Below are 19223 nucleotides of genomic sequence, written 5' to 3' on the forward strand. Positions count from 1 at the left end.
CGTGCACGTCATCGCAACGGCCAAGGAGACTGGAGACTACATCGTCTCGTACGCGGTGCTGATCGCCTCCTTCGTCCTGGAGTCGGTGTCCCTGATGCGCACGGTGCGGCAGGTACGGCGCCGGGCCAAGCGCTGGGGCATCAGTCCAGCCAGGGTCCTGCGGCGCACGCCCAACACCGCCATCAAGGCGGTGTTCCTGGAGGACATCGCCGCCCTGATCGGCCTGGGGTTGGCCGGTGCAGGCCTGGGGCTCGCCGAGCTGACCAGTAACCCGGTTTGGGATGGCATCGCATCGGTCGCCATCGGTGTACTGCTCCTCGTGGTGGCCACCATTCTGGCCCGCAACAACCTCGCCCTGCTCGTCGGCCGGCCAGCAAGAGAGCCAATTCAGGACGAGATTCGCCGGGAACTCGCCGCCCTGCCAAACGTGCAAGGCATCGTGGAGCTGCTGACCCTGCAGCTCGGTCCCGACGACATTCTCGTTGTCGCGAAGATCGACTTTGCCGACCAAGTCAGGGCGGCCGACATCGAGGACCTGGCCGACGACGCCAGACGACGGCTCACCGCGCGTAACCCGGCGATCCGGTTCGTCTTCCTCAGCCCGACGGGCGCCGGCTCCTAACCCGCGGGCAGTTGATGGCGCCTGGGCAGTCGACGTTCTGCGCGCTGCGCCGGCGTCGTCGAGCAGCCGCCGCGCTGCGTGGCAGTTATGCCGCAGTGTGGGGTCGACGGAGATCAGCTTCGTGGTGGCCTCCGCGGTTGTCCGCGTGATCTCCTCCAGCACGGAGGGCCCCGCGACTAGGTTCCTCGCTCTTGGACGTTACCGGCCGCGGATTCACGGATCTGGCGGCCGGCCGCACCACCATCAGGTCGCCTGTGCGCCCCAGTTGCGCCCTTTGGGCGGCACCGCGGCGGGCCGGCGGACAGTGAGGTGGTTTGCCCACCAGCAGAGCGGCCTTCCGTATCAGCCAGTCCATCCCCGCGGCTGAATTCCCTGGTTCTTGACGCGGAGCCGCCCAGGTCAGAACGGCGGGAGATGACCGGGGGTATACCGCGACCACCGCCTCGCCCGTCCTCGCAGCTGGGCCGACCGTGGACGGGATGCCGCCGGCGCCCGTGGTCCCACGGGGTGCTATACCGGCTGCGGGCCGTCCGAGAACCGCAGGTGGTAGCGGCTCCCGTCCCACACTCCGAAGCGGCCGAGCGCCTCAGCCTCCGGCCCAGCAAGAAACTGCGCCCCGCGGGCTACCTGGCCAGCAGGACCACCACCATCGCCAAGCACCCGAGCAGTAGGGTCACTGCGCCGAACACCGCATAGGGCCACCACTCGCCTGAGCGTTGCGGCTGTTGGGGAAGTGGCTGGGTTGGCAGGTTCCAGACGGCAGGTGCGGCAACGCCGTTGCGGCTGCCCGGCCAGCGCGGCGGCGGGGTACGAGGTGTCGAATTCGCCATAGGGATATCTCCCGACGGGCTTCATGGTGCGCTGTTCGGACCAGGTACCGGGCGAGATCGCGGGGGTGGTGCGGTCCCGCCCGTTCGTCAGGCCGCGCACCCGACCTTTCCATCATTTACAGGCGTCGCGGGAATGTGGGGCGTTACATCTACACTCGTCCGGCGTCGCCCCCTTCGCCGTCTTCGCCGCACTCACCGTGTGCGACCTTGGCCCGGGTACAGCCAGGAGCGGCAGGGCGTAGCGGTGGGCACAAGTGTTGATCGGTTGCTCCGTTCCGCCGGGGCTGGGGGCGTATCAGTCGCACACCACGCCGTCCTTGTTCCGGTCGATGTACCAGGCGTACTCGGGTCGAGGCCGCGGTAGTACGGGCCGTAGCCGGCGGTGTTGGCCTCTTTGCAGGTGCCGAATCGCGGGTCGGTCGTGGGCGCGGGTGGAGGCTTCGGCCGGGAGCTGGTGGGCACCGGCCGTGGCGTGGTGCTGTAGGTGGCGGTCGGCTTCGGCCGGGCTGAAGACGGGCTCGGCCGGGCCGCGGACCTGGTCGGGGTAGCTCGTGTCGGTGTGGGCAGTTGCTGGAGGACGTGACCTGCCCGTGCAGGTCCTCGCTCGGATGCGCTCAGACCGGGTACTACGCCGAGCAGTGCCAGCCTGGCAGCCTGGCAGCCCGGGACGATCGGCAGACCGGGCAAGCACGGCGACGAGTTCGTCTTCGGCGATCTCACCACCTGGGGTGAGCCGGACGTTGCCACCGCCGCCGACACCCGGCTCTACGGCGCGGCGTGGGCCCGAGCCTGGAACCGGTTGCACCCACGGTTGACCCACCCGATCCGCCTAGACCGCTGAGTGCTGCCGGTCATCGAGGGAACCGTGATCCGTTTGGAAGTCGACCACTACCCAGCGGCGCGACCCCGAAGCCGGTCTGGCTGTGGTGGTCCGGCGTCGACGCCACCCCGGACGACGTGAACCTGCTCTGGCAGACGTTCCTGCGTCGCTTCGACATCGAACACACGTTCCGCCTGTTCAAGCAGACCCTCGGCTGGACCTGCCCCAAGATCCGCACCCCACAAGCCGCCGACCTATGGACCTGGCTGATCCTCGCCGCCTACACCCAGCTCCGTCTGGCCCGCGCCCTCGCCGCCGACCTGCGCCGCCCCTGGGAGAAGCCCGCACCACCGCGGCGTCTGTCACCCGCCCGCGTCCGCCGAGGGTTTCGGCACCTCCGTGTGAAGGTCACCTGTCGGGCCGGCGCACCGAAACCCTGCTGGCCAGGCCCGGGGCGACCACCCGGCCGCCGCAACAACCAGCCCACCCCGCGCTACGACGTCCAGACCGCGACCACCACGAACGCCAAGACAGCAGCCGCAAGAAGACGAAGTCCGTCAATCCCCGTCCACGCCGCACGGGTTAAAGATCAAGTTAGAAGCGATGGCTGGGCCGGCTCGCCGGGCGCCGGACTGGCAGTGTGTGAAAGGCCTTAGCCAACGGTTTTGGCGATGATGCGATCCATCTCCTCTCGACCGAAGGCCCGCAGGGTCGTGGTACGGACGTTACCCGCCCCGCCGAGCTGCAGGAGCGCCGCGGTGGCGGTTTCGTCGTCGGGCGCCTCGACGACGGCCACGAGGTCGTACGGACCGACGGTCCAGTAAATGTTCAGGAGATTCGCCCCGAGCGTCTGTGTCGCTGCGGCGAAGGCTTCGGCGCGCTTCGCGGTGTCCTTGTAGCCTCGGATGCCCTGATCGGTCCAGCTCAGCAACGCGATATACGTCGGCATGGTCCGTGCACCTCCATGAAGAGACCTCATCGTAAGGTTAATTCAGGGCATAATGGCCGTAATCTGGTCACCCGCCGGCCTACCGCCCGCGGCGGGCCCGCACCTGCGCCGCGTGCTCTTCGGCCACCTGCATGTCGGCGCTGGGCGCCTCCAGCAACTCCACGGTCCCGCCGCTGATGCCCTGCGGGTCGGCCATGGCCACGCCCACCTGAGTGCCCAGCAGCCACGCGTCGGTCGTCACCTCGCGCACCGCGGCAACCGCGTTGTCACGCGGCGCGTCGCGGCCACTGCCGGTTGGCCAAAGTGCCGGGCGGTAGCAGCGATTGCGGCTGAACATCTCTCAACGGCAAAGCGGTTCACCGTGAGGCCGGCTGGGCGTAGGCCGGCGCCGCCACGAAGCTGCGTGCTCCCAATCTGCTCCCAATTGAAGGGCAACAGCGCGAAAGCCCGTTACCGGTGGTTCCGATGACGGGCTCGCTACCTGCATATATTCATGGTGGGCGAAACTGGGATCGAGCCAGTGAACTCTACGGTGTGAAACAGGACGGCTGCACCGACTCTGACCTGCGGAAACGAGGAGCCGCAGGCAGGGGTGGGTGCCGCCGCTCGACGCCGTTCGGCGCAGTTCAGGGCCGTTCAGCGCACCCTGTTGCTCCCAACCTGCTCCCCCGGGTCGGGTTCGCGCCGGTACTGCTGTCCGCTGTCCACGCGGTTGAGGGCGAAGATGTCCGGCCAGCGGTGGGCGTCGCCCAGGCACCGCTCGGCGATCTCGGACAGGGTGTCCCCACGCTGCACGGTGTAGGTGTCTTCCCGGCCGGCCGTGACACGCGCGAGTTCGGTGCTGCTCGGCGCCGCGTGGCTGGCCAGGGTGTGACCGTCCTGCCGCCCGGTGTGGTGCACCGCGTCAGGCGAGTTGCTCATGTTGGCGTTGGCGGGCGCGGCGGCGTGGGCGGGGATGGAGCCGCCCTGGCCTGCCTTTCCGTGTTCGAGCCGTACATGGGATACCAGGCCGGATGTGACACGTGGTTGATCTGAGCGAGCTGGAACGAGAAGGCCGCTCCCAATCGACGGGAGCGGCCTTCCAGCCGGGATGAGCTGAGCAGATATCAGACGGCTGGGGCGGGCGCGCGTCGGCGGCTGACCGTTCGCACCAGGATGATGACCCAGGCCACGGCCGCGATCACGCCCGCGACGACGAACCCCGTCAGCAGCAGCCAGGTGGATCCACCCGCCGTGGCGAAGACGCCGTTGCGTGCACCGGTGTCGCGCACCGGAACGGTGTCGCCTGCCGCCAGCCCGTCGGGCTCGTCGTAGAGGATGACGTCGGTCCGCTGGCCACCACCCTCGGTAGCGGCGAAGTCGCCGTACCAGGTGCAGTTGCGCCGCCCACAGTCCTCGCGGACCGCGGTGAAGGTGCCCGGCGTACCCTGGCCGGCCTTTGCCTGCCATGTCGGAACCAGATCGAAAGCGCCGAACATCAGCCCCGCGATGGCGATGACGGGCAGGCCGATCCAGACAAAAATCTTGGTCCGCCACTCGCTGATCTTGTTGGAGGTAGCCATGAGGGCGGAGGGTAGCGGGTCCCGTGAGAGCCGCGCTACCCCGAATGGCGCCCGGCGAGACCGTGCCCTCCGGGTCGCGGGGCACTCGGGTCGAGCGAGTTCACCGCTCCGCGACGGGTGTAGCTTGTTTGCCGCGGCGGGGTCCAACAACGATCGCGACGCGGGCCCGCCGGACCGGCGATCCGCCGCCGACAGGGGCTACCTGTGGGGTTCCAAACCCTGCCACTTGGCTGGCCTGGGCTTCTATGCCTGCTCGCCGGAGAACACCCGCATCTCCGAGATCCTGGCCGCCGGCCGGGCCGCCACCGAGTCCGCCCTCGAAGAACGACTGTCCCGCGCGGCGAAGGAAGGAGACCTCCCGGAAGGCATGGATGCCAGGGCGCTGGCACGATTCGTGATGGCGCTCAGCGAGGGCCACGCCGTCCACGCCGCCGCCGGCGCGAGCTGCGAAGACCTCCAAGCCTCCATCGACATCGCCCTGCGAGCCGTCGCGCTCCAGTCTTGATTGCCGTTGCGGCCCTAAGCCTTGACATCGACGGTGACCTTCCTGGCGTTATTCGCTCCTTCAGGTCTCGATTGATGCCCGAATCCTGATGTCGGTCGCGTCCTCAACTCGGCTACTTGTTCAGCCCAGGTGATCGGGGCTCTTGTGGCGGTGGGAATGATGGTCGCCGCCGGGTGCGCCGTGGTGTGGCGCTGGGCCCGAGCAGCCGCCGACGTTCGCCGAACGGAGGTTGACGCGCTCCAGGCCGAGACCCGCACCCGGCAGGCGACCGTTGACCGGCTCGCGCGGGGTGCCCAAGGCGGTCGACTGCCGCTGCTAGGCGAGACCACGCTGGAAGTGCTCGGCGTCCGGCGTCCGCGCCACGGCGCGGACGGCTCCGAGGAACAGCTTCCCTACGCTGCGCGGCACCAATTGGACCCTCAGCTGCGCGCGGTGCTGGCTGCGCATTCGATCGTGCTGGTACACGGCCCCTCGGCCGCAGGTAAGTCCGGGTCGGCCGCTGAGGCCGCCCGCGGCCTGTACGACCGGCGACCCGTGGTCGTACCCGAAATCGAGCACGATGCGCTGCAGGTCCTACTTGACGCCGGTACCGTCCCGCCCGGCGCGGTGATCTGGCTGGATGACCGCTGGACGTCGCGCACTCGCGCGTGCCGTCAACGGCGACCCAAGCCGTCGCCAAGCGATGGCTACGGCTTGCCCGTCTACGCCGTCCTAGGAGGCTGGGTATCCAGGGGTACCCGCAAATGGACGCGAATCGCCCTCGCGTTGCTCCGGACGCGACTACGGTCAGACCAGTGGTCGATGACCTCAGCGCGGTGGAGGCACTCAAGGCGGACCCGACCCTGTCCGGGTTGCGCCGCTCCCTGCAGGCGTACTACGGCGACCCGGCCCGCGAGGCGGCGATGGACGCGTTCTACGCGCCCCTGGTCCGCCCAGGGGACTTGGTCTTCGACGTCGGCGCGCACGTGGGCGACCGGCTCGGCAGCTTCCGGCGCCTCGGCGCCCGCGTGGTGGCCGTCGAGCCGCAACCGCTCTGCACCCGGGCCCTGCGCGCCCTCTACGCGGACGACGACCGGGTGACCGTGGTGGAGGCGGCGTGCGGGGCGTGTACCGGGCCGGTGCGGCTGCACGTCAACTCGGCGAACCCGACGATCTCCACGGCGTCGGCGGATTTCCTGCAGGCCGCCGAGGGGGCCGGCGGCTGGGAGGACGAGATCTGGGACGTCGAGATCGAGGTGGCCGGAACCACACTCGACACCCTGGTCGCGGCGCACGGCGTGCCGGGCTTCGTAAAGATCGACGTGGAGGGATTCGAGGACGCCGTGCTGGCCGGGTTGAGCCGCCCCCTGCCGGCGCTGTCCTTCGAGTTCACCACCATCGAACGGGACCTGGCCGCGCACTGCCTGGACCGGCTCACCCGGCTGGGCTTCACCAGGTTCACCGTGGCGCTCGGTGACGAGATGGCGTTCGCCCTCGATGGCTGGCGGCCGGCGGGAGAGGTCGCGGCGTACCTGCGGGCGCTGCCCCACGAGGCCAACTCGGGCGACGTCTACGCCCGCGCCCGGCCCGCCTGACCCTGCCCTTGCCGGAAACCTCGTCCGCCCAGGTCAGCGGCATGTTCGTACTCGTGAAGGATTTCTGGCTGTGATCAGCCTCTATCGGATTGTTCGCGTACTGCTCGACGTGGTGCCACGCCGACGGGATCAGCTCACCCAGCACGCCGGGGTAGACCGCAGCGGCGTCGGTGACGACCTCCGCGGGCGTCACCTTCAATGTCGACAGCGCCCGGCGGAAGAACAGCCGAGCCGCGCCGGCGTCCCGGCGGGCCGAGACGAGCACGTCGATGACCTGCCCGTACTGGTCGACCGCGGTACACATACCGCCAAACTCCGTTGACCTTGACGTACGTCTCATCAACGAGCCACCTGCCGCCTGGCGAGTGCCGGCAAAAGCGGGCCGCGTCGCCCGGCAGCGGCGTGAACCGCTGCACCCACCGGTAGACGGTGACATGATCAACTCCACGCCGCGCTCGACCAGCAACTCCCCAACGTCGCGATAGGACAGGTTGAACCGCAGATACCAGCGGACCGCGACAGTTCGGGCCGATGACGTCACTGTTCAAGCCAGCCTCGATCTTCCCACCGCTCAGCGCACCGGAGCCGTAGGCGCCGGCACTCCCCGCTGACGACCCGGCTTCCTCGCATCGACGCTGGCCACACCCTGGATCGGCCGCGCTGTCCATGGGCACTTTTTTCAGGTGTCGAACTTAGCCATGTTTCGTTACCCGTCCGTTATTGACGTGACCGCCGCCACTTCGGTTGACTGCGACGGAACCGGTTCCGCAACCGGTTCCGACACAATCCCCTCACCCCTTCGACCCGGGAGCGTGACGTGCCGATCACCATCGCCGACGTGGCCGCCCGCGCGGGAGTGAGCAAGACGACGGTCTCCCGGGTGCTCAACGGCAAGGGCGAGGTGCGCGTCCGCACCGCCGACCGGGTCCGCGCGGTCATCAACGCCCTCGGGTACGTGCCGAGCGCCCGCGCGGTCGGCCTGGCCCGCGGGCGTACCCGGGTGGTCGGCATGCTGGTGCCCGCCCTGACCTGGCCCTGGATGGGCGAGGTGCTCCAGGGCGCGGCCGACGTGGTCGAGGCCGAGGGGTACGGCATGCTGCTGTTCACCTGCACCCACGGCGACGAGTCGATGCGGCGGTTCGCCTCCCAGGTCTCCGCGAAGTCCTTCGACGGCCTACTCGTGGTCGAGCCGGAGGGCACCCTCGACTACATCACCGAGCTGCACGAGCGCGGCCTGCCGGTCATCCTCATCGACGACCGCGGCCACCAGCCCGGCTTCCCGTCGGTGCGCACCACCAACGAGTCCGGCGCGCGAGCCGCGGCGGCGCACCTGCTGGCGCACGGGCGGAAGCGGCCGCTGGTCGTCACCGGCCTGAGCCGCTTCGGCTGCACCCGGGAGCGGCTGGCCGGCTTCGCGGACGGCTACGCCGACGCCGGCCTGCCCATCGACCCCGCCCTCGTCGTGGAGGGCGACTTCACCTTCGAGTGCGGGCGGGTCGCGGTGGAACGCCTGCTCGCCGACGGCGTGCCGTTCGACGCCGTCTTCGCGCACAACGACCTCTCCGCCGCCGGGGCGCTCCAGGCGCTGCGCGACGCCGGCCGGCGGGTCCCGGACGACGTGGCGGTGGTCGGCTTCGACGACCTGCCCCTGGCCGGGCACACCCACCCACCGCTGAGCTCGGTCCGTCAGCCGTTGCGGGAGATGGGGGCGGCCGCCGCCCGCACGCTCATCGCCCACCTCGCCGGCACGCCGCTGCCGGACACCCCGACCGTCATTCCCACCAACTTCACCGTTCGCGCCTCGACCGGCGCTACCTGACCTCGCCACCGCTTATCCACCACCCGCACCGGCGGGAGCACCGCGCCCACCGGTGGCAACACCGCACACCCTCCATCCACCACATCCCGCTCGAGGATTGCGGGAGCACCGAGGGAGACCTCCATGAGAAGAAGGCAGTTCCTCGCCGTCGCGCTGGCCGGCGCGATGGCCACCGGCGTCGCCGCGTGCGGCGACAGCCCGAACGCGAACAAGAAGAACGACCAGGCGGCGACGGTGCTGAACGTCGGCATGCCGAACGGCCCGCAGGCCGAGAACAACAACCCGTTCCTCACCACGTCCGCCGCGGCCTCGCTGGGCTACCGCTGGCAGATCTTCGAGCCGCTGATGATGTGGAACCCGGTGAAGCCGGCCGACCCGTTCAAGCCGTGGCTGGCGACCAAGGCCGAGTGGTCGTCGGACTACACCTCGGTCAAGGTCACTATCCGAGACAACGCCACCTGGTCGGACGGGCAGAAGGTCACCGCCGAGGACGTCGCCTTCACCTACAACCTGGTCAAGAAGTACCCGGCGCTCAACGACCAGGGCGTGCCCTACACGGACGCGACCGCCAGCGGCAACGAGGTCACCATCAAGATGGCCACTCCCCAGTTCGTGAACCAGCAGAAGGTGCTGTGGCGGGTGCCGATCGTGCCCAAGCACATCTGGGAGAAGATCGGCGACCCGACGACCGACACCGTCAAGCAGCCGGTCGGCAGCGGCCCGTACACCCTGAAGTCGTTCACCCCGGCCAGCATGACCCTGGCGGTGCGCGACAGCGGCTACTGGCAGGACCTGCCGAAGGTCAAGGAACTGCGCTACACCTCCTACACGGACAACAGCGCCCAGACCACCGCCCTGGCCAACGGCGAGTCGGAGTGGAGCTTCGTCTTCATTCCCAACTACCAGACGGTCTTCGTCGCCAAGGACCAGGCCCACCACAAGGTGTGGGCCCCGCCGGTCCTGGGCATCCACGGCCTTTACCTCAACACCACGAAGAAGCCGTTCGACGACCCCACGCTGCGCCGCGCCATGAGCATGGTCATCGACCGCGAGGACATCTTCACCACGGCGGAGGCCGGCTACTTCCACCCGCTGGTGAAGAGCGTGACCGGCCTGCCCAGCCCGGCCGGTGACTCGTTCATCGCACCGGAGTTCAAGGGCCAGGACCACAAGGTCGACGTCGACGGTGCCAAGGCGCTGCTGACCGGCGCCGGCTACAAGCTCGACGGCAACACCCTCAAGGACAAGACCGGCAAGGCCGTCACGGTCAAGCTGACCGACCCGGCCGGGTGGTCCGACTACCAGACGAGCCTCGAGATCGTAAAGGACAACCTGTCGAAAATCGGCATCGCCGCCACGGTCGACAAGGCCAACCAGGACGCCTGGTTCCGCAACGTCGAGCAGGGCAACTTCGAGGCGACCTTCCGGTGGACCGAGAGCGGCGCCACGCCGTACGACATCTACCGGACGGTCATGGACGGCCAGCAGCTCAAGCCGATCGGCACCGCCTCCCCCGCGGGCAACTTCGGCCGATTCAACAACTCCGAGGCGACCGAGGCGCTGAAGGCGTACGCGAACGCCACCGACGAGGCGGCCCGCACCGCCGCGATGAACACTCTGCAGAAGGTCTTCGTCGACCAGATGCCGATGATCCCGGTCGGCGCGGACAACATCGGCGGCGCGTACAGCACGAAGAACTGGACCGGCTGGCCGGACGACTCGAACCCGTACGGCGCCATGCAGCCCACCCAGCCCAACGCGCTGGACGTGGTCCTGCACCTGGAGCCCGCCGGTAGCTGACCCCCGCACCGCCTCCCCGGTCGGCCCCAGCCGACCGGGGAGGCGGCACCCGATGTTCGTGACCCCGCAATCCCAGACAGGAACACGGCATGACGTTGAGCGAGAGCGTGGCGGCGCCGGCCAACGAGGTGGTGCTCGAGGCCGTCGGCCTGACCAAGCACTTCCCCGTCCGCAGGCGGCTGCGTGGCCTCTTAACCCGGACGCCGGCAGTCGTGCACGCCGTCGACGACGTATCGTTCGCGCTGCGTCGCGGCCGGGTGACCGCGCTGGTCGGGGAGTCCGGCTCCGGCAAGTCCACGGTGGCCCGGCTGCTGGCCCAGATCTACCCCCGCACCGCCGGCGACCTCCGCCTGCATGGCACGTCGACCAGGGTGCGCGGCGGTCGTCCATTCCGGTCGTACGTGCGGCGGGTCCAGCTGATCCTGCAGGACCCGTTCGCGTCGTTGAACCCGGTGCACACCGTCCGTTACCACCTCACCCGGTCGCTGCGGATCCACGGCAACGCCGGGCGCGGCGCCGAGGAGCTGGACGCGGCCCTCAGCAAGCTGCTCACCCGGGTCAGCCTCACCCCACCCGAGCGCTACCTGGACGCCTTCCCGCACGAGCTCTCCGGCGGCCAGCGGCAGCGCGTCGCCATCGCCCGGGCGCTCGGCGCCGACCCGGAGGTGCTCCTCGCCGACGAGCCGGTCTCCATGCTGGACGTCTCGATCCGCCTCGGCGTGCTCAACCTGCTCCAAGACCTCAAGGAGCGGCTCAACATCGCCATCCTCTACATCACGCACGACATCGCCTCGGCCCGCTACTTCGCCGACGAGACGATCGTGATGTACGCCGGCCGGATGGTCGAGGGAGGCGACAGCGAGACCGTCACCCAGAACCCGGCCCACCCGTACACCCGGCTGCTCACCGATTCGGCGCCGGACCCCGAGCGCATCACCGGCGACGGCGCCGGCGTCGACGCGGCCGCCGGGGAGGACCGCGGTCAGGGCGAACCGCCGAGCCTGATCACCCCGCCCGCCGGCTGCCGGTTCCACCCCCGATGCCCGCACGCCATGCGGCGCTGCACGGCGGACCTGCCGCCACGGCTGACCATCGGCGACCGGCTCGACCACTGGGCGGCCTGCTGGCTTTACGACCCGGCCACCGTCGCCGCGGACACTCCCGGCTCCGCCGCGCCCGACGCCGACCCGGCCGTGCCACCGCCCCCGGCGGCGATCGAGCGGGACGACACCGCCGCCCCGGGGGAAACACGATGAGATTCCTCCTGCAGCGCACGGCCTTCTACCTGTTCACCGCATGGGCGGCCATCACGCTCAACTTCTTCATTCCGCGGCTGGTCCCGGGCGACCCGGTGCAGTCCCTCATCTCGCGCAACCAGGGCCGGATCAGCGCCGACGCCATCGAGTCGCTGCGCGTGCTGTTCGGGCTGGACGCGAACGAGAACGTCTGGGAGCAGTACCTGCACTACTGGGGACAGCTCCTCCACGGCGACCTAGGGCTGTCGTTCACCTTCTTCCCAGCGCCGGTGTCGGCGGTGATCGGCGACAGCCTGCCGTGGACGGTCGGCCTGGTCGGCATCACCACGATCATCAGCTTCCTCCTCGGCACCGCGCTCGGCGTCGGCGCCGGCTGGCGGCGCGGCTCCTGGGTCGACGGCCTGCTGCCGGCCACCACGTTCCTGTCCTCGATCCCGTACTTCTGGCTGGGCCTCGTGGCCATCGCCCTGTTCGCCGGCCCGGGAAGCTTCTTCCCGTCCTCTGGCGGCTACGAGGCGGGCCTGGTGCCGGCGTTCGACCAGTACTTCGTCCCGAGCGCGATCCAGCACAGCATCCTGCCCGCCGCCACCATCCTGGTCTCCTCGATGAGCGGATGGATCCTGAGCATGCGCAACATGATGGTCACCGTCTCCTCGGAGGACTACATCACGGTCGCCCACGCGAAGGGGTTGTCCGAGCGCCGGGTCGCCCTCAGCTACGCGGCCCGCAACGCGCTGCTGCCCAACGTCTCGGGCTTCGCCCTGTCGCTCGGGTTCATCGTCGGTGGCACGCTGCTGGTGGAGATCGTCTTCTCCTACCCCGGGCTCGGCTACCAGCTCTTCCAGGCCGTTGGCGCCAAGGACTACCCGCTGATGCAGGGCATCTTCCTGATCATCACGATCTCCGTGCTGGTGGCGAACCTGCTCGCCGATGTCGCGTACCTGCTTCTCGACCCGCGGACCCGAAAGAGCTGAGCGATGACAATCTCACCGTCGAGCATCGAGCAGGTCATCCCCGGTCAGGGGGCGATGGCGCAGCCGTCGGCCGCGCCGGGCCGGGCGAAGCGGCGCCGGTTCCGGTTCATCGCCAATGCCAAGGCCGCCACGGGGCTGGTCATCCTGGGCATCTACTGCCTCTTCGCGGTGATCGGGCCATGGGTGGCGCCGTACAACCCGGACGCGCGCAGCGGCGACGTGCTCCAGGCGCCGTCGCTGCGGCACTGGTTCGGCACCACCCACCTCGGTCAGGACATCTTCAGCCAGATCCTGGTCGGCGCGCGCAGCGTCATGGTGGTGGGACTGGTCGCCGGCGTGCTGGCGACGATCCTGTCCATCCTCATCGGCGTGACCGCCGGCTACATCGGCGGCGCGGCCGACGAGGGCCTGTCGGCCCTGTCCAACGTGTTCCTGGTCATCCCCGCGCTGCCGCTGATCATCATCGTGACGTCGATCGTCGAGCAGGCCAGCGACACGCTGGTCGCGCTCATCATCGGCTGCACCTCGTGGGCGTGGGGCGCCCGGGTGCTGCGCGCCCAGACATTGTCCCTGCGGCGCCGCGACTACGTCGAGGCGGCCCGGGCCACCGGCGAGCGGACGTGGCGCATCATCCTGTTCGAGATCCTGCCCAACCTCACCGCGATCATCGCGTCCGGCTTCGTCGGCACCGTCATCTTCGCCGTCATGTCGGAGATCACCCTTGCCTTCATCGGCATCTCGTCGATCTCGTCCTGGAACTGGGGCACCATCCTGTTCTGGGCCCAGGGCCAGCAGGCCCTCGCGCAGGGCGCCTGGTGGTGGTTCGTCCCGGCCGGGCTGGCCATCGCGCTGCTCGGCACCGCCCTCGCCCTGATCAACTTCGGCATCGACGAGTTCGTCAGCCCCCGGCTGCGCAGCGCCGGCAGGACCCGGATCCGCACCGCCGACGGCCGCAGCGTGCGGATGCGGGTCGGCTTCACCCCCGTGCTGGCCCCGACCCCGTCCGTCCCGACGCCACGGGCTGCCACCACCCGAGAGGACGTTGTGCGATGAGCGATCCGGTGCTGGAGATCCGTGGACTGCGCGTCGACTACGGGCTCGGCGACGCGGCGGTGCACGCCGTCCGCGACGTCGACCTGACCCTGCACCGGGGCGAGGTGCTGGGGCTGGCCGGGGAGAGCGGCAGCGGCAAGTCCACCCTGGCGTACGGGCTGACCCGGCTGCTGCCGCCGCCCGGCGTGGTCAGCGGCGGCCAGGTCGTCTACCACCCGGTCGACGGCCCGCCGGTCGACGTGCTGACCCTCAGCCCGGCCCAGCTGCGGCAGTTCCGCTGGGCGGAGACCTCCATCGTGTTCCAGGGCGCGATGAACTCGCTGAACCCGGTGCACAAGGTCTCCACCCAGTTGCTCGACGTGATCAAGGCGCACGAGCCGCGGAGCACGGCGGCGAGTCGGCTGGCCCGGGCCCGGGACCTGCTCCGCCTGGTCGGCATCGCCGCCGACCGGCTGGACAGCTACCCGCATCAGCTCTCCGGCGGGATGCGGCAGCGGGTCATGATCGCCATGGCGCTGGCGCTGGAGCCACAGGTGGTCATCATGGACGAGCCGACCACCGCGCTGGACGTGGTGATGCAGCGGCAGATCCTCGGCCAGCTCGCCGAGCTGCGGGATCGGCTGGACTTCGCGGTGCTGTTCATCACCCACGACCTGTCGCTGCTGGTCGAGTTCTCCGACCGGATCGCCATCATGTACGGCGGCCGGATCGTCGAGGAGGCGCCCGCCGCGCAGCTGTACAGGCAGGCCCTGCACCCGTACACCGAGGGGTTGCTGCACTCCTTCCCGGCGCTGCGCGGCCCGCGCCGCGAGCTGACCGGCATCCCCGGCTCCCCGCCGGACCTACGGGCCATGCCGGAGGGCTGCGCGTTTCACCCGCGCTGTCCGAAAGCGTTCGACCCGTGCAACAAGAAGGTGCCGGCACTGGGAGCACCCGGCAGCGACCGAGACCGGGCCGTCGCCTGCTGGCTGCACCCCGGCGCCACGCCGGTCCCCCACTGACCTCCCTCGTCCGACCGAACTACCCGCAACCGCGAGGAGAACCATGGACACCGACCTCACCCGCCCGACCACCACCGGGCAGGCCGACCCGATCGACACCCTCCCGCCGACCTTTCGGTGGGGGGTGGCGACCTCGTCGTATCAGATCGAGGGCGCGGTGGCCGAGGACGGCCGGACGCCGTCGATCTGGGACACCTTCTGCCGGGTCCCGGGGGCGGTGGCCAACGGCGACCACGGCGACGTGGCCTGCGACCACTACCACCGGATGCCGCAGGACGTCGCGCTCATCGCCGACCTGGGCCTGGACACCTACCGCTTCTCGGTGGCCTGGCCGCGGGTGCAGGCGGGTGGGCGCGGGCCGGCCAACCCGGCCGGACTGGCCTTCTACGACCGCCTGGTGGACGAGCTGCTGGGCCGCGGGGTCGACCCGTGGGTGACGCTCTACCACTGGGACCTGCCGCAGGAGCTGGAGGACGCGGGCGGCTGGCCGAACCGGGACACCGCCTACCGGTTCGCCGACTACGCGGAGCTGGTCTTTGGCGCCCTGGGCGACCGGGTGAAGACCTGGACCACGCTGAACGAGCCGTGGTGCTCGGCGATGCTCGGGTACGCGTACGGCAACCACGCCCCGGGCCGGCGGAACCTGGGCGATGGGATCGCCGCGGCGCACCATCTGCTGCTCGGGCACGGGCTGGCGGTGCAGCGGCTGCGTGCGGCGGCGGCCACCCCGATCGAGCTTGGCCTGACCGTCAACCTGTCCACCGCCGACCCGGCCACCGACAGCGCGGCCGACCGGGACGCCGCCCGGGCCGCCGACGGGCTGGGCAACCGGCTCTACCTCGATCCGGTGTTCCGCGGCTCCTACCCGCAGGACGTGGTGGCCGACCTGGCCGCCGAGGGGGTCCGCGTCCCGGTGCAGGAGGGCGACCTGGAGGTCATCTCTGCCCCGATCGACGTGCTCGGCGTGAACTTCTACTTCGGGCAGGTCCACTCCGGGGTGGACGAGCAGGGCCGGGACCGGGACGAGCACGGCAAGCCGGTGCGCCGGGTGATCCGCCGGGACCTGCCGCGCACCGCGATGGACTGGGAGATCGTGCCGGAGTCCTTCACCGAGCTGCTGGTCCGGCTGCACCGGGACTACCCGGGCGTGCCGCTGGTGATCACCGAGAACGGGGCGGCCTTCGACGACAAGCCGGATGCCGACGGGTTCGTGGCCGATGACGACCGGGTGGCGTACCTGACCGAGCACCTGCGGGCGGTGGCCCGGGCCCGGCAGGCCGGCGCGGACGTGCGCGGCTACTTCGCCTGGTCGCTGCTGGACAACTTCGAGTGGGCGTACGGCTACGACAAGCGGTTCGGCATCGTCCGGGTGGACTACGACACCCAGCGGCGTACGCCGAAGCGCAGCGCGCAGTGGTACCGCGACACCGTCCGGCGGGTGCGCGGGGAGCGCTGACCCGGCCGCTCGGGGCGGCCGCTCGGGATCTCCCGGGCGGCCGCACTGGCCGGCATCCGCCTGCCAGCCCGTCCAGGGTGACAATCATCAAGGATGCGGTCGGTCGATATTTCGCCTCGTTTGTGGTGACCGCCACGGGCGAGCCCGCTGCCGCCGGACAAGGCCGAGGTGGGCCCAGCAGAAGCCCTCCCGTCCTGAACCGGGGCCGGGTCGGCGGCACTCCCGCCGCGGGCCTGGTGGCTCAGCGGGTCCGCGACCGGGGCCGCCGCGCCGGCCGCGCCGGCGCCAAGGTCACCCGGGCGGCCGGCTCGCGCGGCACGCCGCCGTCGCGCAGCAGCCGGGCCATCGGCAGGGTGGCCGCGCCCATCGCGACCGCGTCCGGTCCGAGCCGGCACAGCTCGATCGAGGTCTGGGCGTACGGCTGGCGCAGCGCGTGCCGCGCGGTGACCTCGCGGATCTGCGGCAGGTAGCGCTCGCCCAGGGCCAGGCCGGCCCAGCCGCCCAGCACCACCCGCTCGGGGTTGAACAGGTTCACCAGGTTCGCCACCCCGGCGCCGAGGTAGCCGACCGTCTCGTCGAGCACCTTGGCGGCGGTGCGGCTGGTGGCGCGCAGCAGTTCGCCGAAGGCGGTCTCCTCGTCGCCGCCGGTCGCCGGGCGACCGCGGTTGGCCTGGCGGAACCGGTCGAGCACCCCTTCCGCCCCGACGTACGCCTCGAGGCAGCCGAGGTTGCCGCAGCGGCAGCGGCGGCCCCCGTACACGATGGTGGTGTGCCCCCACTCGCCGGCGCTGCTGTGCGCGCCGCGGTAGCCCACGCCGTCGGCCATCACGCAGGCCCCGACGCCGGAGCCGACCAGGGCAACGACCGCGTGTCGGACGTCGCGGCCTGCGCCGAACCACATCTCGGCCTGGCCGAGGGTCTTCGCGCCGTTGTCGATGTGCACCGGGATGTCGGTGCCGGCGCGCAGCATGGCGCCGAGTGGCACGCCGTCCCAGCCGAGGGTCTGCGCGTGCACCACGGCGTCGGCGGCGCGCTCGACGGTGCCGGAGACGGCGACGCCGAAGCCGAGCACCGCCGCCGGGTCGATGCCGGCCTGCTCGATCACCGCGGTGAGACCGTGCAGCAGGTGGTCGGTGACCTGCCGGGGGTCGGGCTCGGCGGCGGCGATCGGGTACTCCGCCTTGGCGAGGGCGGTCATCGCCAGGTCGAAGAGTTCGACCTGCACCCGGGTCTCGCCGACGTCGGCTCCGACCAGGTAGCCGTAGCCGGGGGCGACCCGCAGCAGCACCCGGGGGCGGCCGCCGTCGGACTCGACCAAGCCGGCCTCCTCGACCAGGCCCTCGGCGATCATCTCGCCGACCAGGTTGCTCACGCTGGCCAGGCTCAGCGCGGTGGACTGCCCCAGCTCGTGGCGGCTCAGCGGGCCGTCCAGCCAGATCCGGGTGAGCAGGACCGACCGGTTAGCACGACGTATGTCGCGCACGGTGGTGCGTCTGGCGTCCACGTCCGCCGCCATCCTCTCCCGGCCGCCCCGGCGGCCTGCTTCACGCCGTGAACCAAGTGCTGACAGATTACTGCGCATTCACATTTAACAAAGTTAACTGCTTGCCTCCGGCGCATTGATCAGGAGGTATGTCATGCGACTTAGACGTGGGTTGATCGCCGCGCTCGGCGGCGTCGCGCGGCTCGCTACACCGGGCTCGCCGCCACGCAGACCGCCTCGGTGGCCTGCTCCGCGCCGGCCTAGGCTAGGTCGCGTTTCAGAAGTTGTCGAGCTCTTGCATCGACCCGCTGTTGTCTACTGTGCCGATCATGAGCTGTTGGGTGTGTGACAACAATGACCGGTTTGACGTGCTGCCGGAGTGGGAGCGGATCGCTGCAAATGAGTACTGGCGGGTGGCGCATGCGATCGACACTGCACTGCCAGGATGGCTGGTCCTCATCCCACGCAGGCATGTCACGTCCATCGCCGACTTGACCGATGCCGAAGCTGCGGACCTCGGCGCCTGGCAGGTGCGCCTGTCTCGTGCGTTGGGGACGGTGACTGGGTGCATGAAGACCTACGTGGTGCAGTTCGCTGAGAAGGAAGGCGTCAGCCACGCCCACTTCCATGTCGTCCCGCGGATGGCCGATCTTCCTGACGATCGGCGTGGCGGTGGGGTGTTCGGGTACCTGGATCCCTCACGCGAACTGCGCGTGGGCGACGAGCACAAGAGCGAACTCACGCTGGCGTTACGGGCACATCTCCAATCGGTTGGTATGGCTCGCAGTGCTACAGCCACTCATTGACCGCGGCGACGTGGATGGTCGCTGGTAGCGGACTGTGAGTTTGTCGTACCGGGTGGCCAGGCCGCCGTGGCGCTTGAGCCGATTGATGTCGCACTGGACGGCGTGCGCTGCTTGTAGATCTCAGGGTCGAAGGACGGTGACCGACCGCCCTTCGACCCCTTCTTGCGCCTGTTGGCGGCCTGGTCGTCCTTGATCGGGATCGTCGCCTTGATCTCGCGCTTTCGCAGGTGCTCGCGGTTGGCGGCCGAGCTGTACGCCTTGTCGGCCAGGACCCGGTCCGGGCGGGTCCGCGGACGCCCACCCCCGGCCCGCGGCACCCGGATGCGAGCCAGGACCCGGGCGAACTGGGGGCTGTCACCGCGCTGCCCACCGGTCACCACCACCGCGAGAGGTTTCTGGCCTTGCTCGCCGCCCAGGTGCAGCTTGGTGGTCAGCCCGCCGCGGGAACGAGCCCGGGCGTGGTCGGCGGGTTCGTCCTCGACGCCGCCGGGCGGCTCCTGCTGCTCCTGCAGCCGGGTCCGGGCGCCGGCGGCTTGCCGGTGAGCACGGGTGATCGTGGAGTCGACGCTGACGTGAGGCTCTCCAGGTTGGCGACCTCGCCACCCCGCACCCACCGGCGATCGAACACTTGTACGATGCGCTGGTGGAGGACGTGGCGGGACGCTGGTGGAACGGCATCTGGGGGCGCTTGGGCCGCCGGGATGTGTGGCTGA

Annotated in this window: 15 protein-coding genes and 4 pseudogenes; 12 read left to right on the plus strand and 7 right to left on the minus strand. The window is 70.1% G+C overall.

Annotation, left to right across the window (positions count from 1 at the left end; genetic code table 11):
- Positions 1-622: cation diffusion facilitator family transporter (locus tag ACWD5O_RS34845; RefSeq protein WP_450087913.1), on the plus strand; the 622-nt coding region annotated here is incomplete at its 5' end.
- A gap of 1408 nt (positions 623-2030) precedes the next feature.
- Positions 2031-2858: pseudogene (locus ACWD5O_RS34850) on the plus strand (NF041680 family putative transposase); the annotation flags it as partial.
- 66 nt (positions 2859-2924) lie between these two features.
- On the opposite strand, the gene ACWD5O_RS34855 reads toward ACWD5O_RS34850, so the two are convergent.
- From ACWD5O_RS34855 to ACWD5O_RS34870, 4 genes and pseudogenes are all read right to left on the minus strand, one after another.
- Positions 2925-3221 (minus strand): GYD domain-containing protein, encoded by a 297-nt coding sequence (locus tag ACWD5O_RS34855; RefSeq protein WP_450087914.1) that lies wholly within the window; start codon positions 3219-3221, stop codon positions 2925-2927.
- A gap of 79 nt (positions 3222-3300) precedes the next feature.
- Positions 3301-3545: pseudogene (locus ACWD5O_RS34860) on the minus strand (hypothetical protein).
- 312 nt (positions 3546-3857) lie between these two features.
- Positions 3858-4142, minus strand: coding sequence for a LysM peptidoglycan-binding domain-containing protein (locus ACWD5O_RS34865; protein WP_450087915.1), 285 nt, complete (start codon positions 4140-4142; stop codon positions 3858-3860).
- A gap of 185 nt (positions 4143-4327) precedes the next feature.
- Positions 4328-4783, minus strand: a complete 456-nt coding sequence (locus ACWD5O_RS34870) for a hypothetical protein (protein WP_450087916.1) — start codon at positions 4781-4783, stop codon at positions 4328-4330.
- A 124-nt stretch (positions 4784-4907) separates the two neighbouring features.
- On the opposite strand from ACWD5O_RS34870, the gene ACWD5O_RS34875 reads away from it, so the two are divergent.
- Together ACWD5O_RS34875 and ACWD5O_RS34880 are read left to right on the plus strand one after the other, a co-directional pair.
- Positions 4908-5288 carry a TetR family transcriptional regulator C-terminal domain-containing protein gene (locus ACWD5O_RS34875; protein WP_354968649.1) on the plus strand — a complete coding sequence of 127 codons (381 nt, stop codon included), beginning with the start codon at positions 4908-4910 and terminating at the stop codon, positions 5286-5288.
- Between the two features lie 743 nt (positions 5289-6031).
- The gene (locus ACWD5O_RS34880; RefSeq protein WP_450087917.1) at positions 6032-6862 is read left to right on the plus strand and encodes an FkbM family methyltransferase; all 831 of its coding nucleotides are present in this window, start codon (positions 6032-6034) and stop codon (positions 6860-6862) included.
- Between the two features lie 64 nt (positions 6863-6926).
- On the opposite strand, the pseudogene ACWD5O_RS34885 reads toward ACWD5O_RS34880, so the two are convergent.
- Positions 6927-7403 (minus strand): annotated as a pseudogene (locus ACWD5O_RS34885) (IS6 family transposase); the annotation flags it as partial.
- 276 nt (positions 7404-7679) lie between these two features.
- On the opposite strand from ACWD5O_RS34885, the gene ACWD5O_RS34890 reads away from it, so the two are divergent.
- The 7 genes from ACWD5O_RS34890 to ACWD5O_RS34920 all read left to right on the plus strand — a co-directional run bounded on the left by ACWD5O_RS34890 (position 7680) and on the right by ACWD5O_RS34920 (position 16221).
- Positions 7680-8681: a LacI family DNA-binding transcriptional regulator gene (locus ACWD5O_RS34890; protein WP_387329186.1), complete on the plus strand. Its 1002-nt coding sequence runs from the start codon at positions 7680-7682 to the stop codon at positions 8679-8681.
- Between the two features lie 123 nt (positions 8682-8804).
- A complete protein-coding gene (locus ACWD5O_RS34895; protein ID WP_450087918.1) occupies positions 8805-10481 on the plus strand; it encodes an ABC transporter substrate-binding protein in 1677 nt (558 codons plus the stop codon).
- Positions 10482-10570: 89 nt separating this feature from the next.
- Positions 10571-11737 carry an ABC transporter ATP-binding protein gene (locus ACWD5O_RS34900; RefSeq protein ID WP_450087919.1) on the plus strand — a complete coding sequence of 389 codons (1167 nt, stop codon included), beginning with the start codon at positions 10571-10573 and terminating at the stop codon, positions 11735-11737.
- Positions 11734-12711 (plus strand): ABC transporter permease, encoded by a 978-nt coding sequence (locus ACWD5O_RS34905; protein WP_450087920.1) that lies wholly within the window; start codon positions 11734-11736, stop codon positions 12709-12711. Before ACWD5O_RS34900 ends, ACWD5O_RS34905 begins: the two co-directional genes overlap by 4 nt.
- A gap of 3 nt (positions 12712-12714) precedes the next feature.
- A complete protein-coding gene (locus ACWD5O_RS34910; RefSeq protein ID WP_387329196.1) occupies positions 12715-13764 on the plus strand; it encodes an ABC transporter permease in 1050 nt (349 codons plus the stop codon).
- Positions 13761-14765: an ABC transporter ATP-binding protein gene (locus ACWD5O_RS34915; RefSeq protein ID WP_450087921.1), complete on the plus strand. Its 1005-nt coding sequence runs from the start codon at positions 13761-13763 to the stop codon at positions 14763-14765. Before ACWD5O_RS34910 ends, ACWD5O_RS34915 begins: the two co-directional genes overlap by 4 nt.
- 43 nt (positions 14766-14808) lie before the next feature.
- Positions 14809-16221 (plus strand): GH1 family beta-glucosidase, encoded by a 1413-nt coding sequence (locus ACWD5O_RS34920; protein ID WP_354968641.1) that lies wholly within the window; start codon positions 14809-14811, stop codon positions 16219-16221.
- A 241-nt stretch (positions 16222-16462) separates the two neighbouring features.
- Here the strand turns inward: ACWD5O_RS34920 and ACWD5O_RS34925 are convergent, their stop codons facing one another.
- Positions 16463-17725, minus strand: a complete 1263-nt coding sequence (locus ACWD5O_RS34925; protein WP_450087922.1) for an ROK family transcriptional regulator — start codon at positions 17723-17725, stop codon at positions 16463-16465.
- A gap of 308 nt (positions 17726-18033) precedes the next feature.
- On the opposite strand from ACWD5O_RS34925, the gene ACWD5O_RS34930 reads away from it, so the two are divergent.
- Positions 18034-18510: an HIT family protein gene (locus tag ACWD5O_RS34930; protein ID WP_450087923.1), complete on the plus strand. Its 477-nt coding sequence runs from the start codon at positions 18034-18036 to the stop codon at positions 18508-18510.
- On the opposite strand, the pseudogene ACWD5O_RS34935 reads toward ACWD5O_RS34930, so the two are convergent.
- Positions 18494-19082: pseudogene (locus ACWD5O_RS34935) on the minus strand (IS5 family transposase); the annotation flags it as partial. The gene ACWD5O_RS34930 and the pseudogene ACWD5O_RS34935 sit on opposite strands and share 17 nt — an antisense overlap.
- Between the last annotated feature and the right edge of the window lie 141 nt (positions 19083-19223).

Source organism: Micromonospora sp. NPDC005161, assembly GCF_053599855.1.

Coding starts and splice junctions, on each gene's coding strand:
- ACWD5O_RS34870 (WP_450087916.1), bottom strand. CDS start 4,783: ATGGCTACCTCCAACAAGATCAGCGAGTGGCGGACCAAGATTTTTGTC.
- ACWD5O_RS34920 (WP_354968641.1), top strand. CDS start 14,809: ATGGACACCGACCTCACCCGCCCGACCACCACCGGGCAGGCCGACCCG.
- ACWD5O_RS34865 (WP_450087915.1), bottom strand. CDS start 4,142: ATGAGCAACTCGCCTGACGCGGTGCACCACACCGGGCGGCAGGACGGT.
- ACWD5O_RS34880 (WP_450087917.1), top strand. CDS start 6,032: ATGGACGCGAATCGCCCTCGCGTTGCTCCGGACGCGACTACGGTCAGA.
- ACWD5O_RS34910 (WP_387329196.1), top strand. CDS start 12,715: ATGACAATCTCACCGTCGAGCATCGAGCAGGTCATCCCCGGTCAGGGG.
- ACWD5O_RS34905 (WP_450087920.1), top strand. CDS start 11,734: ATGAGATTCCTCCTGCAGCGCACGGCCTTCTACCTGTTCACCGCATGG.
- ACWD5O_RS34855 (WP_450087914.1), bottom strand. CDS start 3,221: ATGCCGACGTATATCGCGTTGCTGAGCTGGACCGATCAGGGCATCCGA.
- ACWD5O_RS34915 (WP_450087921.1), top strand. CDS start 13,761: ATGAGCGATCCGGTGCTGGAGATCCGTGGACTGCGCGTCGACTACGGG.
- ACWD5O_RS34895 (WP_450087918.1), top strand. CDS start 8,805: ATGAGAAGAAGGCAGTTCCTCGCCGTCGCGCTGGCCGGCGCGATGGCC.
- ACWD5O_RS34900 (WP_450087919.1), top strand. CDS start 10,571: ATGACGTTGAGCGAGAGCGTGGCGGCGCCGGCCAACGAGGTGGTGCTC.
- ACWD5O_RS34930 (WP_450087923.1), top strand. CDS start 18,034: ATGAGCTGTTGGGTGTGTGACAACAATGACCGGTTTGACGTGCTGCCG.